Consider the following 14,729-nt stretch of genomic DNA (forward strand, 5'->3'; position numbering starts at 1 on the left):
ATGGACAGGGTTCCGGGCCTTCTGACCGTCGGGGGATGCTGGTCCCGCCTGGTACGGATTCCTGCCGAAGGGCGGGATCAAACCACGGTCAGCGTGATGACCGAGCCTTCGGGCACCGACCCGTTGACCGGGTCCTGCTTGCGCACGGTGCCGAAGAAACCGCCGAGGACCTTCTTGACTTCCACCTCAAAGCCCAGTTCGTTCAGCCGGCGCTGAGCCTCGTCCACCTGCTGGCCGACCAAGTCCGGCACCTTGACCATCCGCGGGCCCTTGGAGAGCGTCAGGGTCACGGAGTCGCCGCGGATGACCTGCCCCTGCGCGGGTGTCTGCGCGGCCACCGAGCCTTCCGGAACGTTCCGGTCGAAGACGGCCTCGGCTGCCACCACCACCTTCAGGCCGGCGCCTTCCAAGGCAGCAACCGCTTCAGCCTGCGGCTGGCCGACCACCTGGGGAACGTCAAACGGCTTCGGCCCCTTGGAGACGGTGATGGCGACGGCGCTGTCCCGCCTGAGCTGTTTGCCCTCGGCAGGCTTCTGGCTGAGAACAATGCCGGGGGCGGCTTCTTCGTCGTACGCTTCCTTGACATCTCCTGCGGCGAGTCCCGCCTTCTCCAGCGCGGCGGTGGCCTTCTTAAGGCTCATGCCTTTTAGCGGCGGTACGGCAAACAGTTCGGGCCCCTTCGAGACTACGAGGGCCACCGGTTCAAAACGGCGGATTTCCGCCGGTGCGTCCGGTTCGGTTCCGACGGCTAGTCCCGCCGCAAGTTTTTCGTCGAAGACCTCTTGGAGCCGGTATTCCAGCCCCTGTTCCTGGAGCAGACTTTGCGCTTCCGCCACAGGTTTGCCCGTCACGTCAGGCACGGACACCAGGGCCCCGGGTCCCATGCCGAAAAACCACCCGGCGGCTGCGACCAGCGCGGCCACAATGGCCAGCACCACAACCCAGATGATGCCGCGCCGCCGCGGATTTCCCCGGCGTAGGTTCTGTTCGGGCCGCCGAGCCTGCCGGGTAAGTTCCCGTTGGCGCTTCTTGGATTCCCTGGCCGACAGCGGGCTTTGTTCCGAGGGCGCCGCGGCCCGGGCAACGTCGCCGGTGCTGAAAATCCGGGTGTGCCGGGGCTCGCGGGAGATCACGGTGGTCCGGTGTGGGTCGGAGGAAATGACCTCGGTTGACGATGGCCCCGATGGCCTGGCCGGGTCTGCTTGGGCATCCAGCTGTGCATCACTGAGCGACTTGTGCACGTGCCGCAGCTCGCCGAGCAGCGCAGCGGCGTCCACCGGGCGCTGGTCCGGGTCCGAGGCCGTGCACCAGAGGACCAGTTCGTCGAGATCGGGAGCAAGCCCGGGAACCAGGGTTGACGGAGCCGGGACGGTAGAGTGGACGTGTTGGAAGGCCACTTGAATGGCTACATCGCCCGTGAACGGCTGCCTCCCGGTCAACATCTCGAACAGCATGATGCCCACCGAGTAGACATCGCTGCGCTCGTCGGCCGCAGTGCCGGTGACCAATTCGGGCGGGAGGTACGCCACCGTGCCGATCAGGGATCCGGTGCTGGTGCTCGTGGTCACCGCGCGGGCCAGGCCAAAATCGCCCAGTTTGATCCGACCGTCGTGGGACATCAGGACGTTCTCCGGCTTAATGTCGCGGTGGACCAGGCCGGCGGCGTGCGCGGCGGCCAGCCCTTCGATCACTGGATCCAGGACTGCCAGCGCATGGCGCGGCGTGAGCGGGGCGGATTCATCCAACAGATCGCGCAAGGTGTGTCCCCGCACGTATTCCATGGCCAGATAGGCAACATTGCCGTCGAAGCCCTGATCGTAGACGCCTACGACATGCGGGTGCGAGAGCCGGGCAGCCGACTTGGCCTCGCGCTCGAACCGTTCCAGGAAGCTCTTGTTCTCGGCCAGATAGGGATAAAGGACCTTAAGCGCCACATTGCGGTCCAGCCGGGTATCGGACGCCAGGTAAACGGTGGACATCCCGCCGCGCGCAAGGCGCGAGGCAACCCGGTAGCGCCCGTCGATCAGGGCGCCCACCAAAGAATCAGTTGCCGGTTGCTGCACTCTACGATCCTAGTCCGATGCGCGAAAGGACCCGAATCCACAGATGGGTCCGGGTCCTTTGTCGCTGAGGAGGAGGGCTGGTTAGAACTTTCTCATGTGCGCTTTTACCGAAGCCACATAGGACTTGGTGTCGCTGTACATGCCGTAGGTCATCACACCGTACTGGCCCTGGTAGTAGGACGCGATGGCGATGTCCAGGGACGGGCTGGTCTTCACCAGCGCCCGGATGATGGCGACGCCGGCAGTTGCGTTGTCATAGGGATCGAGCAGGTTGAGTTTGCGGCCCACCAGGCCCGAGGCCCATTCGCCCGAGGACGGAATCACCTGCATGGCCCCGATGGCGTTCGCCGGCGACACGGCGTCCTGCTGGAAGCCCGATTCCTGGTAGGCGTGCGCCAAAGCGAGCCTGGGATCGACGCCCATGCTGCGTGCGGTCTGCGCGATGATGTCCTTCATCTGGGCCGGGCTGGGCTGGGGGGTGTTGAGCAGCAGCCGCTTGTTCTCGTTGGCTTGGCCCACCACCGCGGCCGGGTAGGTGTAGTGCAGGAAGGTGCTGGGCACCAGCGGCAGCGCCGATGCCGTGCCGACGTTCGACGTCGTCGTTGTTGACGCAGCGGCGCCGCCGGGGACGCTGATCTTCTGCCCCGGGTAGATGATCGAGGTCGATTTCAGGCCGCTGGCCTGCAGCAGGCTGGAAAGCGTGACGTTCAGCTTCCCGGCGATGCCGGAGAGCGTATCACCTGACGTGACGGTGTAGCTGCCGGAGCCGGTGGCGGCGCTCGTGACCGGTGCCTTGGCCGGGGCCGATGCGCTGGCCACGGACGAACCGGATACCTTGATCTTCTGGCCCGGGTGGATGACAGAGGTGACCTTGAGGTTGTTGGCGGAGAGGACCGCGCCCAGGCTCATGCCGTGGCGGGCGGCGATTCCGGAGAGGGTGTCGCCCGGCTTGACTGTGTAGCTGCCCGAGCCGGAGACTGCGCTCGAGGTGGTGGAACGTTTCGCCTGGCTCGTGGACGGAACGCTGGCGGTGCCGGCTCCACCGCTGACGGCGACCTTCTGGCCCGGGTAGATGACCGAGCTGGCCTTGAGGTTGTTGGCGGACAAAACGGCGCCCAGGCTCATGCCGTGCTTGGCGGCAATGCCGGAGAGGGTGTCGCCGGACTTGACGGTGTAGCTGCCGGAGCCGGAGGAGGTGCCGGTCGTGGCGGCAGCTGTCGCCGGGGCCTTGACCGAGGCGTTGGAGACCTTGGTGGTCCGGCCGTTCACCGCGATCTTCTGGCCCGGGTAGATGACCGAGCTGGCCTTGAGGTTGTTGGCGGACAAAACAGCGGCCAGGCTCATGCCGTGCTTGGCGGCAATGCCGGAGAGGGTGTCGCCGGACTTGACGGTGTAGCTGCCGGAGCCGGACGGCCTGGCGGCATTGCCCGGCGCCTTGGCTGCGGCCGAGCCGCCCAGCTTGATCTGCTGCCCGGGGTGAATGATCGTGCCGGCGCTCAACCCGTTCAGTGAGAGCACCTTCTGCGTGGACAGGCCGTAGCGCGCAGCGATGCCGCTGACGGTGTCGCCGGCGCGCACTTTGTGGGTGGACGGCGTGCTCTGCGCGCGCAGCGAAGCGGGCAACTGGGCCGCGACCTGGGAAGCGGGAATGAATGCGGTGGCCGGAACGGTGGCCCCCGGGATCGCTGCTTTGGGCTGCAGTGCTGCACGCGGCGGCAGGTCAGCTGCCTGGGCCGGCATGGCCAAGGCAGCAGAGGAGAGCACAACGGCGGGAATGGCCGCGGTGGCTGCGGCGGACAGCAGCACCCGGCGGGGCTGGCTGCGGTCGTTGCGCGTGATCGGGCGCTGATCGGTCATTGATGTCCCTCATCCTTGTTCTGCGGCCTAGCGAGCGTCCCCCAACGGGCCGCACAGCGGTACTGGTGTGCCATGTGTTATCGAGTGTGAAAATTGTGACTAAAGTGAATCTACACTATTGCCGCATAACACAAAAGCCGCGGGGGTCGAATGAACAACGACGGCGGCGTGTCGGGGCTCAGATGGCTCCGGGAGGGCCGCCGTGGCACCCTTATACGGTGAGTGAACTTGAAGAACTGATTGCTGATTGGCTGCCGCTGCCCGACGTTGCAGAACAGCTGGACCTCTCCATTAGGAAGGTGCACGGACTGCTCGAAGAGCGCGCCTTGGTGGCCGTGCGGGTGGGGGAGCGCCAGATCCGCTGCGTACCGGCAGCCTTTTTGGTCGGGTCAACTGTGCTCGAGAGCCTGGCAGGCACCCTCTCGGTGCTGGCCGACGCCGGGTTCACCGACGAGGAAACCCTGCGCTGGCTGTTCACCCCTGACGATTCATTGCCGGGCCGGCCCATTGATGCCCTCCGCGAGGGCCGCAAGACCGAGATCCGACGCCGGGCCCAGGCGCTGGGCTGGTAAACACCGCAACTGCCCGCGGCCCGCTTCCAAAACCGGCTGCCCGCGGCCCGCTTCCAAACCGGCGCGACGGGCCGCCGTGCGGGCGGTGCGCCGGCACGCTGCTCAGGCGCTGCGGCGCACCGCAGAGTCGGCCAGTCGGCCCAGGGCGCGGCGGACATCCTCCGGCACCGGCAGGGCGGTCAGGGCCTCATCGGCTGCGGCGGTCCGGTCCGAAATCATCTGCTCGGCGGCATCCAGGGCGCCGCTGCTGGTGATCAGGCCGCGGAGCTCTTCGACCGAGGCGTCGGACAGCTCGGGTGCACCCAGTTGGGACTCCAGCAGGCTGCGTTCCGCAGGACTGCAGTGGTTGAGCGTGTGCGCAATCAGGACCGTCCGTTTGCCTTCGCGCAGGTCGTCCCCGGCAGGTTTGCCCGTGGTCGCAGGATCGCCGAAGACGCCCAGGACGTCGTCGCGGATCTGGAAGGCCTCGCCCAACGGCAGCGAGAACGCCTCGTAGGACGCAAGCAGCATGTCGGAGGCTCCCGCCAGCGCCCCTCCCATGGCCAACGGGTGGACCGTGGAGTACTTGGCGGACTTGTAACGCAGGATCTGGAGCGCGCGGTCCACCGCGGCTTCGGCAGGCCGGCCGGGGCCGGCGGCTTCCTCCAGAAGGTCCAGGTACTGTCCCGCCATGACCTCTGCGCGCATTCGGTTGAAGATGGCGCGGGCGGGCGTCCCGGATGCCGACTCCGCACCGATTCCGGCAAAGACTTCCTCGCTGAGGGATAAGCAGAGGTCACCGGCCAGCAGGGCGGACGCCTGGCCGTAGCGTTCGGCATCCAGCGCCCAGCCGTTGAGCCGGTGCTGCTGTTCAAACCGCCGGTGTACGCTCGGGCTTCCCCGCCGCGTATCCGAGCGGTCGATAATGTCGTCGTGGATCAGAGCGGCGGCCTGGAAGAGCTCCAGCGCAACTCCTGCCTGAACCGCTGGCGCGGCCAGCACCGGCCCGCCGGCCCCGCGCCACCCCCAGTAGGCCAGCAGTGCGCGCAGGCGCTTCCCGCCGGAGGTGAGGTCTGCGATGGCCTCCACCAGCGGTATCGCGTCCGGGGCGGCTTCGTACAGGAGTTCGTGCTGTCCGTTCAGGAACTGCTGCAGCATTCCTGCCACAGCAAGCCGGAAATCCTCTTGTTCCTCAGGGCTGGAAGTGGTCAACGCGGACTCCATGCCGCTACCTCCGGTCTGCCCGTGCTTCGGGGGACTGTTCGGGACGGTACTGCATGCGGCCGGGCTCCTTGGGATGGTTCCAATGTCTGCAGCCCAGTCTAGACAATCACCTGATGCCGTCTCAGCTGCAGTGGCGGCAGCTGGCCCCGCGGCCAGCCTACGATAGTCCTGTGACATCCCCGGACCAACAAAACTGCACCATCCTCCACGTGGATATGGACGCCTTCTTTGTCGGGGTGGAGCTGTTGGACCGGCCGGAGCTGACCGGGAAGCCGGTGATAGTGGGATCTGCGTCCGGCCGTGCCGTGGTGCTGTCGGCGTCCTACGAAGCCCGCAAATACGGCGTCCGTTCGGCCATGCCGATGGGCCGGGCCAGGATGCTGTGTCCGCAGGCGGACATCATTGCGCCCAGCCACGTCAAGTACCAGCTGGCCTCCTCGCGCATCATGGCGATTTTCCGGGACATCACGCCGCTGGTGGAACCGCTGAGCGTTGACGAGGCTTTCCTTGACGTAGCCGGTGCGCGCCGTCGGTTGGGCGAGCCCCTGGAGATCGGCGCGCTCATCCGCCGCCGGATCTCCGCCGAATTGGGATTGACGGCAACCGTGGGCATCGCGGCCACCAAGTTCGTGGCCAAAATCGCTTCTACGCACGCCAAGCCGGACGGGCTGCTGCTCATACCCCAGGCCGAGACAGTGGAGTTCCTGCACTCCCTGCCGGTGGGCGCACTGTGGGGCGTCGGGGCCAAGACACGGGAGGTCCTCGCCCGCCTCGGCATCCGTACCGTTGCGGATGTGGCACAGACTCCGCCGGCAGCGCTGCACCGGGTCCTGGGCGCCACCGGCGACCATGTGCACCGGCTGGCATGGGGGGTCGACGATCGTCCGGTCACTCCAGAGAGAACGGAGAAGAGCATCGGTGCCGAGGAAACCTTTGAGCAGGACGTTGACGACGACGAGGTGCTGCAGCGCGAACTCCTGCGGCTGGCCTACCGCACGGCGGCCAGGCTCCGGGCCGGCAGCATGCGCGCCGGAACCGTTGCCTTGAAACTGCGCTACTCCGACTTCACGACGCTCACCCGGTCCCGGAAGCTGCCGGCGCCAACGGACAGCGCCCAGCAGTTGCAGGCCGCAGCAGCCGCCCTCTTGTCCGGGATTGGCCAGCGTCCTCAGTCGGTCCGACTCATCGGCTTGCGCGCGGAGCAATTGGAGGACGCCGGCCGCGGCGGCCAGCAGCTAAGCTTCGACGGCCAAGAGGACACGTGGCACAGCGCGGAACAGGCGCTGGATGAGGTCAACCGAAAGTTCGGTGCAGCGGGGATTCTGCCGGCCTCGCTGCTGCAGCCCGGGTCCCGCAGGCGGACGCAGCAGGGCCCGGGGACGGGCCGCCCGCGCCGGCCGGATCAGGGTGCGTGAAATCAGTGCGGCCGGGTTCACACGTGGTCGCCCGCCGCTTTCGAATGCCGGGTTTGCGCTCTATTCTTAGAGGGAGGGGTCAAGACGGTTCCGGCAGGTTTTGGAACTCTTGTCCCGCGGGGTTCGTTGGACGAAGAGGCAGCCCTCGGGGGACTGGAAAAAAGGAGACTCAGATGCCACTCTCAGAGCATGAACAGCGGCTGCTGGAACAACTGGAGCAGCAGTTGCATGCTGAAGACCCAAAGTTCGCCAGCCACATGGAATCGGCCAGCGGCCGGTCGTTGTCGACGCGCCACATCGTCGTGGGATCGCTCGTCGCCATTGCCGGGATCCTGGTCTTGCTCACCGGCATCCTGAGCCAGATCATCGCCGTCGGGGTCCTGGGGTTCGTCATTATGGGCGCCGGGGTGTACTGGGCTACCACGCGGCGGGCCGGGGGAGCGTCGGCGCGGACGATGGGGAATAGGCAGACTTCCTCGTCCAAGGGCGGCTTCATGGCCAGCCTCGAGGAGCGGTGGGACGAGCGCCACCACGGCGAAGACCGCTGACAGGAAGTCCGGGCCGGCAAGGACCGTCCGGCACGGGCAGGCCTGGAGGCTCCTCCACTTTGCCCCACCCGGGCCCTGACCCCGGTCAGCACGAAGGAACGACCCGTTGAGTAACGGGTCTTTTCGTGTTTAACGAGCGGTTTTCGGCGCTGCCCACGCTCTTTCCCGCCCCGCGCGGACTGCGCTGCTTGCCGGCACCGGGCACCGGACCCGAATTTGCTGCGCGGGTTCCCCAAACCCTCCACTTCGCTCCACACGTGCACTTCCTAGTGCTGGGGCGAACCAAGTTGGACATTTCCCGCTACAAAAAGCGCTCAAATGAGTTGACTGGGGCGTGATGTGGAGTAAAGTGGAGGACATAAGAGGGTAGTGGTGACGCAGGGGTCGACAGTCTCCTCCAATCGGCAAGGCGGTGGCGATGTTCCTCGGGACGCATTCGCCGCGGCTTGACGAGAAGGGGCGCTTGATACTTCCCGCGAAGTTCCGCGATGAACTTGCCGACGGTCTCGTCCTGACGAGAGGCCAGGAGCGTTGCATCTACGTCTTCAGCCAGAAGGAATTTGAACGGGTGCACGAGGAGATGCGGAAGGCGCCGATATCTTCCCGCCAAGCCCGTGACTACATTCGCGTCTTTCTGTCCGGGGCCTCTGATGAAGTGCCGGATAAGCAGGGCCGGGTCACCATCCCGCCGGCGCTGCGAAGCTATGCGGGACTGGGCAGGGAACTGGCAGTGATCGGCGCGGGGACCCGCGCGGAGATCTGGGACGCCCAGGCCTGGGACGAATACCTCCTGGAGCAGGAAACCGCCTTCTCCGAAACAGACGAAGATGTACTGCCCGGAGTCTTCTGACTCCGGTACCACAAGACAAAGCGCGGCACGGAAGTTCTTGGATGAGATCTCCAGCCGCCCGGCAGGTTTAACCTGGCTCACCTTCCCCGGAGCCAGGCGGGACAGGTCAGGCGCGGATGGGGATCTGGTCCAAGGACCTTCGGCCTTAAGGACAGGGCCAACCGGGCCCGGCAGCAGGACAAGCACCAGCAGGAACGAGGGCTTCCAGGATGAACAGCGAGCGGCCGGCAGGGGAGCGCCATGTCCCGGTCCTCCGCGACCGCTGCATTAACCTGCTTGCCCCAGCCATCGAACGTGCCATAGAGGAACGAGGCCGGGCCGTAGCAGTCGACGCGACGCTTGGCATGGGCGGGCACTCGGAGGCGTTGCTGCAGCGTTTTCCGCAGCTGCACCTGATCGGCATTGACCGGGACGAACAAGCGCTGGCGCTGGCCGGAGAACGCCTGAGGCCTTTCGCCAACCGCACCGACCTCGTGCACGCCGTCTACGACGAGATCGCGGACGCGGTCGAGGACCTGGGTGTTGGCACTATTGACGGCGCGCTCTTCGACCTCGGCGTTTCATCGCTCCAATTGGACGAGCGAGAGCGCGGTTTTGCCTACTCCTATGACGCCCCGCTCGACATGCGTATGGATACCAGCCGGGGCAAGACGGCAGCGGACATCGTCAACACCTATGCAGAAGCGGATCTGGTGCGCATTATCCGCCGCTGGGGCGAGGAAAAGTTCGCCGGCCGTATCGCCTCAAGCATTGTGGCAGCCCGCGACGACGCTCCGCTGACGACCACCGGACAGCTGGTGGAGGCCATCCGCAAGGTCGTGCCGGCCGCTGCTGCACGGACCGGCGGACATCCGGCCAAGCGCACGTTCCAGGCACTGCGGATCGAAGTCAACGAGGAGTTGGATGTGCTCGAGCGGGCCTTGCCCGCGGCCGTCGACGTATTGGCTCTCGGGGGGCGGATCGTCGTCATGTCCTACCACTCCCTCGAGGACAAGATCACGAAGTCTGTGTTCAGCCAGCTCTCGAAGTCTTCGGCACCCCGCGGATTCCCGGTCGAGCTGGAAGAACACAAACCACAGCTGAAGACCTTGACCAAAGGCACCGAGGTGCCAACGGCAGCAGAAATTGAAGAAAACCCGCGGGCGGCCTCGGCCAGGTTGCGGGCGGTAGAACGGATCAGGAACAGGAGCGCCACATGAGTGCCAGTGCCCACGCAGCCCGTGCCGACCAGCATCAGTACGTGCATGGCAGCGCTGCACCCGCCCGGCGTCCCGAGACCGAGCCCCGGCAGGCGCCCCGCCGGACCCCTCTCTCCGTTGTACCCAGCGGTCCCACGCGCAAGCGAGTGCCGTTTGTCCTTTTCTGCTTTACCGTTCTGGTCCTGGCCCTCGGCAGCGTTCTGATGCTGAACATCTCCGTTTCCAGCGGCCAGTACAAACTGGTGGAGATGCGCAACGAGCAGGTATCCCTGGCACAAGCGAACGAGAAACTGACACAACAGCTGGAAAACAACCGGGCTCCGCAGAATCTGGCTGCGAAGGCGGCAGAATTGGGAATGGTAACGTCGCCGTCGGCGGGATCCATCAACTTGGAGAGCCGGAAGGTCGCCGGGAAGCCGAAGGCCGCGGAACCGGGCGCAGCGCCGGAACTGCTGGTCGCCCAGCCGGAGAATCCGGGACACCAGCCGGCCGCGAACGCAGGAACCGGAAAGAAAACCGGCGACGCGGTCCCGGCCCCGGAACCGGCAAAGTCTGCTGCTGCCGCCGAGGCAGCGGCAGGAGAAGCAGCCCGGCAGGCAACAGCACAGAAGGAAACGGCACAGCAGGAAACAGCCCGGAAGGCAACAGCCCGGAAGGAAACAGCACAGAAGGAAGCCGCGAAGCAGCTCAACGGCGGCAGCATCCCGGCACCGAAGCAACAGACAGGGCAATAACCGCCCGGCAACGCGAACGAGGTACCTGTGGCAGCACCAACCGCCGACCGGCAGCACCCTAACCGCACGGCGAGGGCCACACGGAGGCTCCGGGCCGGGCTCGCAATCGTCCTGGTCCTGTTGGTGATCCTCGGGGCCCGGTTGTTCCAGATCCAAGGTCTGGACACGGCCGGCATGGCCCAGGCGGCCGTGGACAAGCGGCTGCGCACTGTCGACCTCCCGGCGCTGCGCGGGGAGATTCTTGATGCCAACAACAACGTGCTTGCCCGCAGCGTCCAGCGGTTCGATGTGGTGGTGGACCAGCGGCTGGTAGAGGACTACACCAGGTTCGATCCGATCAGCCAGAAGTCCGAGGACGTCAAGATCGCCGATGCCATCGCCGAGCTGGCGAAAATCCTGGGCCAGAACGTAAAAACCGTCACCGCAGCGGTCACGGGCGACAAGCCCTTCAACTACGTGGCCAAATCGGTCACCCCGGAAGTCCAGCAAAAAATCCAGGACCTGGCCTTCCCCGGACTCTCCGCCCGCGAGACCACCATCCGCAACTACCCGGCAGGTGCGGTGGCTGGATCCGTCGTCGGGTTCATGCGGTCCGACGGCGTCCCGCTCGAAGGCATTGAGGCATCCCAGAACGACGTCCTGTCGGGGACCCCGGGCTCGAAGACCTACGAAATCGGTGCCGACGGCATCCGCATCCCGGTGGGAACCAATGAAGAAGTCCCGGCCGTGGACGGCCGCAGCGTCCGGCTGACCCTCAATACCGACATCCAGTGGTACGCCCAGGAAGTCATCGCCGAGACCGTGCAGGACTACGGCGCCGAGTACGGCACCGTCGTCGTCCTCAATGCCAAGACCGGGGACCTGATTGCGCTGGCAGACTCAACGACGGTGGACCCCAACGACCCGGGCGCCACTCCCGACAGTGAACGCCAGTCGATGGCTGTGACACGCGCCTTCGAACCCGGGTCGACCACCAAGATGATCACCATGGCGGCGGCGATCGAAGAAGGCATCACCACACCGGCCTCGCGGTACACGATCCCGCCCAAGTACACGGTCAACGGCCAGACTTTCCAGGACGCAACGCCGCACGGGACCTTGACGCGCACCACGGCCGGCATCTTTGCCCAGTCGCTGAATACCGGCACCACGATGATCAGCCAGCAGCTGACGCGGCAGCAGCGCTACGACTACCTGCGGCGGTTCGGCATCGGGCATCGTTTCGACATCGGCATCAACGGCGCAACAGCCGGGCTGCTGGCCGAGCCCGGGACGTGGGACGGCCGGCAGGAGTTCACCGTCATGTTCGGCCAAGGCCTCGCCCAGACTGCCCTGCACACCGCCGTCGCCTACGGAACCATCGCCAACAACGGGGTACTGATGCAGCCGCGGCTGATTGACGCCTACATCGACCCGGACGGCACCGTGCACGAGGTGCCTGCCGAGAAGGGCCGCCGGGCGGTGTCCAAGAAGACCGCGAACATGGTGCAGGACATGCTGGAAACCAACCCGAAGTACCACAGCGGCAAGGCCGGTAATATTGAGGACTATCGGATCGGGGTCAAGACCGGTACAGCGGAAGCACCGGCCGCCAGCGGGGGGTTCAGCGGCTACACCATTTCCATGGCCGGCATTGCTCCGATGGAGGACCCGGAGTTCGTGGTCGTGGCGACCATCCAGCGGCCGCAGGGCGGCGTGCTGACGCTGACTGCCGGGCCGACGTTCAAGAAGGTCATGACCCAAGTCCTCAACGCCTACAACGTGCCGCCGTCCACCAGCAAACGGGTAGACCTCCCGCTGGAATGACCCAACCTGGAGATTATGTGAGTTCCACTGCCGAGCAGCCCCACCTGTCCGCCTCGCCCCTGCGGCCCGCAAGGGTCAGGCCGGTCCGGCTGGCGGCGCTGCGCAGCATGCTGCAGCACCGCGGGCTTCCGGTGCCGGAGGCGGCCCCGGCCACGGAAGACCTGGCCTTTACCGGCATCACCATCGATTCACGGTCGGTTGAGCCCGGCGACCTGTATGTTGGCCTGCCCGGAGCCCGCCGCCACGGTGCCGAGTTCGCCGCCCACGCGGAAGCGGCCGGGGCAGCGGCCATCTTGACCGACGACGACGGCGCCCGCCGGGCAGCCGAACTGGCCCCGGGACTGCCGGTGCTGCGGTCCGGGGACCTGCGTGCGCTCGTGGGGCCGCTGGCGGCGGCTGTTTACGACAGCCAGCCCTCGGACCGTCAGGCGCCTACGCTGTTCGGCGTCACCGGGACCAACGGCAAGACGACCACCACCTACTTCATCAATTCGCTGCTGCAGGCACTCGGCCTCAGCACCGGGCTGATTGGAACCATCGAGATCAAAGCCGGCTCGGAGGCGATCCCCAGCGCCTTGACCACGCCGGAATCACCCGAAGTGCACGGGCTCCTGGCCCTGATGCGCGAACGGGAACTGGACGCGGCGGCCATGGAGGTCTCCTCGCACGCCCTTTCCTACCGCCGGGTCGACGCTGTCCGCTTCGACGTGGCCGGCTTCACCAACCTCACCCAGGACCATCTGGACCTGCACGGCAGCATGGACGAGTACTTCAACACCAAGGTCCGGCTGTTCAGCCCCGAACGGACCCGCCGGGCGGTGGTGTGTGTCGACGACGACTGGGGCCGCGAGCTTGCTAAACGATCACATAGCGCCGGACTCCAGGTGGTAACGCTGGCTACGCAGGGCGGCAGCGCCGACTGGTCCGTCCGCAGCACGGTCCGCGAAGGCCTGGGACACCGCTTTGACCTGTATGGCCCGGCCGGCGAGCTGCTGCGGCTGCACACCGGACTGCCGGGCACCTTCAACATTTCCAACGCCGCGCTGGCGGTGGTCATGGTGCTGGCTTCGGGAATCGCACCGGCGCGGCTCCAAGAGGCAGTCGACAGGGCAGACCCGCTGACCGTCGAGGTGCCAGGCCGGATGCAGTTGCTCAGCGAGAACCCGGCGGCGATCGTCGACTTCGCGCACAACCCCGACGCGCTCGAGAGGACCTTGGCATCGGTGCGCCGTCCGGAGCCCGGATCGCGCGTGATTGTGGTTTTCGGAGCCACGGGGGAGCGCGACCAGACCAAGCGCCCGCTGATGGGTGCCATCGCCGCCAGGCTTGCCGACGTCGTCGTCGTCAGCGACGACGATCCGCACGGCGAGGATGCGGCCAGCATCCGCGCCGAGGTACTCGCCGGCGCCCGCGCCGCCGTCGAGCAGGAGCAGCTGCCCGCCGAAATCATCGAGGTCTTCCCCCGGGCAGAGGCGATCGAGCGTGCCGTCGCCCTGGCTGCGCCGTTGGACACGGTGATCGTCGCCGGCCGTGGCCATGAAGTCTGGCAGGAAGTCAACGGAGAGAACCTGGCTCTCGACGACCGGGTGGAACTGCGCCAGGCGCTGCACCGGCACGGATTCGAAGTGCTCTCCCGGAACGCGGTAGAGTCCTAGATCGTCATGATTGAACTTACTGCAGCCGATGTAGCGGCAATTACCGGCGGACGGATCATTGGGGAGCCGGCCAACGGCACCGGGGAAACCTCCGGAATCACCGTGAGTTCCGCCACCACAGACTCCCGTGAAGTCCGTCCCGGCGGGCTTTTCGTGGCCAAGCCCGGGGAGAAGGCCGACGGCCACTTCTTCGTGGCGGCGGCCTTCGAAGCCGGAGCCGTGCTGGCCTTAACCGAACGCGAGGTTACTGACGCGACCGGCCGCGTGCTGCCGCAAATCGTCGTCGCCGACGCCGTGCTGGCGATGGGCGCGATTGCGGCGGCCATCGTGGCGAGGCTGCGTGCGGCCTCGGGGCTTGAGGTAGTCGGCATCACCGGCAGCGCCGGCAAGACCACGACCAAGGACCTGCTGGCCGGCATCCTCAGCCGGGTGGCGCCCACTGTGGCGCCGGTTGGTTCGTACAACGGCGAGGTCGGCGTCCCGCTGACCGTCTTTGCCGCGGGCTTCGACACCCGCTACCTGGTGGTGGAAATGGGCGCCACCGGCATCGGCCACATCCAGTACCTGGCGGACATGGTCAAACCCGGCGTCGGAGTGGTGCTGGGCGTCGGCACGGCCCACGCCGGGGAATTCGGCGGCGTGGAAAACATTGCGATTGCCAAGGGCGAGTTGGCCGAGGCAGTGCCCGCCGACGGAACCGCCGTGCTCAATGCCGACGATCCCCGGGTCAAGGCCATGGCTTCCCGCACGGGGGGCCGCGTTCTGTACTTCAGCGCCGACGACGACTTCACCCTTCCCGCCGGCAGCCCGGCGCAACTGCTGCGGGC

General features: G+C 66.4%; 12 protein-coding genes. 9 read left to right on the forward strand and 3 right to left on the reverse strand.

The features are described from left to right. Window positions 1-77: 77 nt before the first annotated feature. Together pknB and AC5RWT_RS27115 are read right to left on the reverse strand one after the other, a co-directional pair. Window positions 78-2,063 (reverse strand): Stk1 family PASTA domain-containing Ser/Thr kinase, encoded by a 1,986-nt coding sequence (pknB, locus tag AC5RWT_RS27110; protein WP_494082896.1) that lies wholly within the window; start codon window positions 2,061-2,063, stop codon window positions 78-80. Between the two features lie 81 nt (window positions 2,064-2,144). Then, a complete protein-coding gene (locus tag AC5RWT_RS27115; RefSeq protein ID WP_494082897.1) occupies window positions 2,145-3,920 on the reverse strand; it encodes a LysM peptidoglycan-binding domain-containing protein in 1,776 nt (591 codons plus the stop codon). A gap of 218 nt (window positions 3,921-4,138) precedes the next feature. Here AC5RWT_RS27115 and AC5RWT_RS27120 point away from each other — a divergent pair, with 218 nt between their 5' ends. Then, a complete protein-coding gene (locus tag AC5RWT_RS27120) occupies window positions 4,139-4,492 on the forward strand; it encodes an Rv2175c family DNA-binding protein (protein WP_494082898.1) in 354 nt (117 codons plus the stop codon). A gap of 102 nt (window positions 4,493-4,594) precedes the next feature. Here AC5RWT_RS27120 and AC5RWT_RS27125 read toward each other — a convergent pair whose 3' ends face one another. Next, window positions 4,595-5,695, reverse strand: a complete 1,101-nt coding sequence (locus AC5RWT_RS27125; RefSeq protein ID WP_494082899.1) for a polyprenyl synthetase family protein — start codon at window positions 5,693-5,695, stop codon at window positions 4,595-4,597. Window positions 5,696-5,865: 170 nt separating this feature from the next. Between AC5RWT_RS27125 and dinB the strand changes: the two genes are divergently transcribed. The 8 genes from dinB to AC5RWT_RS27165 form a co-directional block, all read left to right on the forward strand. Next, window positions 5,866-7,110: a DNA polymerase IV gene (dinB, locus tag AC5RWT_RS27130; RefSeq protein ID WP_494082900.1), complete on the forward strand. Its 1,245-nt coding sequence runs from the start codon at window positions 5,866-5,868 to the stop codon at window positions 7,108-7,110. A gap of 173 nt (window positions 7,111-7,283) precedes the next feature. Beyond that, on the forward strand, window positions 7,284-7,658 hold the full coding sequence (locus AC5RWT_RS27135) for an SCO2097 family morphological protein (protein WP_494082901.1): 375 nt from the start codon (window positions 7,284-7,286) through the stop codon (window positions 7,656-7,658). Window positions 7,659-8,076: 418 nt separating this feature from the next. Beyond that, entirely contained in the window at window positions 8,077-8,508 is a 432-nt protein-coding gene (gene mraZ / locus AC5RWT_RS27140; protein WP_493967331.1) for a division/cell wall cluster transcriptional repressor MraZ, read from the forward strand. A gap of 209 nt (window positions 8,509-8,717) precedes the next feature. Beyond that, the gene (gene rsmH / locus AC5RWT_RS27145) at window positions 8,718-9,707 is read left to right on the forward strand and encodes a 16S rRNA (cytosine(1402)-N(4))-methyltransferase RsmH (protein WP_494082902.1); all 990 of its coding nucleotides are present in this window, start codon (window positions 8,718-8,720) and stop codon (window positions 9,705-9,707) included. Next, window positions 9,704-10,441, forward strand: coding sequence for a cell division protein FtsL (gene ftsL, locus AC5RWT_RS27150; protein WP_494082903.1), 738 nt, complete (start codon window positions 9,704-9,706; stop codon window positions 10,439-10,441). The genes rsmH and ftsL overlap by 4 nt, the downstream gene beginning before the upstream one ends. Window positions 10,442-10,468: 27 nt before the next feature. After that, a complete protein-coding gene (locus AC5RWT_RS27155) occupies window positions 10,469-12,247 on the forward strand; it encodes a peptidoglycan D,D-transpeptidase FtsI family protein (RefSeq protein ID WP_494082904.1) in 1,779 nt (592 codons plus the stop codon). Next, window positions 12,244-13,902 (forward strand): UDP-N-acetylmuramoyl-L-alanyl-D-glutamate--2,6-diaminopimelate ligase, encoded by a 1,659-nt coding sequence (locus AC5RWT_RS27160; RefSeq protein ID WP_494082905.1) that lies wholly within the window; start codon window positions 12,244-12,246, stop codon window positions 13,900-13,902. The genes AC5RWT_RS27155 and AC5RWT_RS27160 overlap by 4 nt, the downstream gene beginning before the upstream one ends. A 6-nt stretch (window positions 13,903-13,908) precedes the next feature. Beyond that, on the forward strand, window positions 13,909-14,729 hold an 821-nt coding region (locus AC5RWT_RS27165), incomplete at its 3' end, for a UDP-N-acetylmuramoyl-tripeptide--D-alanyl-D-alanine ligase (protein ID WP_494082906.1).

It is taken from the genome of Arthrobacter sp. Dra40 (assembly GCF_059091905.1).

Bases quoted from the DNA above. Each gene is read 5' to 3' on its own strand.
- ftsL (WP_494082903.1), top strand. From the start codon at position 9,704: ATGAGTGCCAGTGCCCACGCAGCCCGTGCCGACCAGCATCAGTACGTG.
- AC5RWT_RS27115 (WP_494082897.1), bottom strand. From the start codon at position 3,920: ATGACCGATCAGCGCCCGATCACGCGCAACGACCGCAGCCAGCCCCGC.
- AC5RWT_RS27160 (WP_494082905.1), top strand. From the start codon at position 12,244: ATGACCCAACCTGGAGATTATGTGAGTTCCACTGCCGAGCAGCCCCAC.
- AC5RWT_RS27125 (WP_494082899.1), bottom strand. From the start codon at position 5,695: ATGGAGTCCGCGTTGACCACTTCCAGCCCTGAGGAACAAGAGGATTTC.
- AC5RWT_RS27135 (WP_494082901.1), top strand. From the start codon at position 7,284: ATGCCACTCTCAGAGCATGAACAGCGGCTGCTGGAACAACTGGAGCAG.
- mraZ (WP_493967331.1), top strand. From the start codon at position 8,077: ATGTTCCTCGGGACGCATTCGCCGCGGCTTGACGAGAAGGGGCGCTTG.
- rsmH (WP_494082902.1), top strand. From the start codon at position 8,718: ATGAACAGCGAGCGGCCGGCAGGGGAGCGCCATGTCCCGGTCCTCCGC.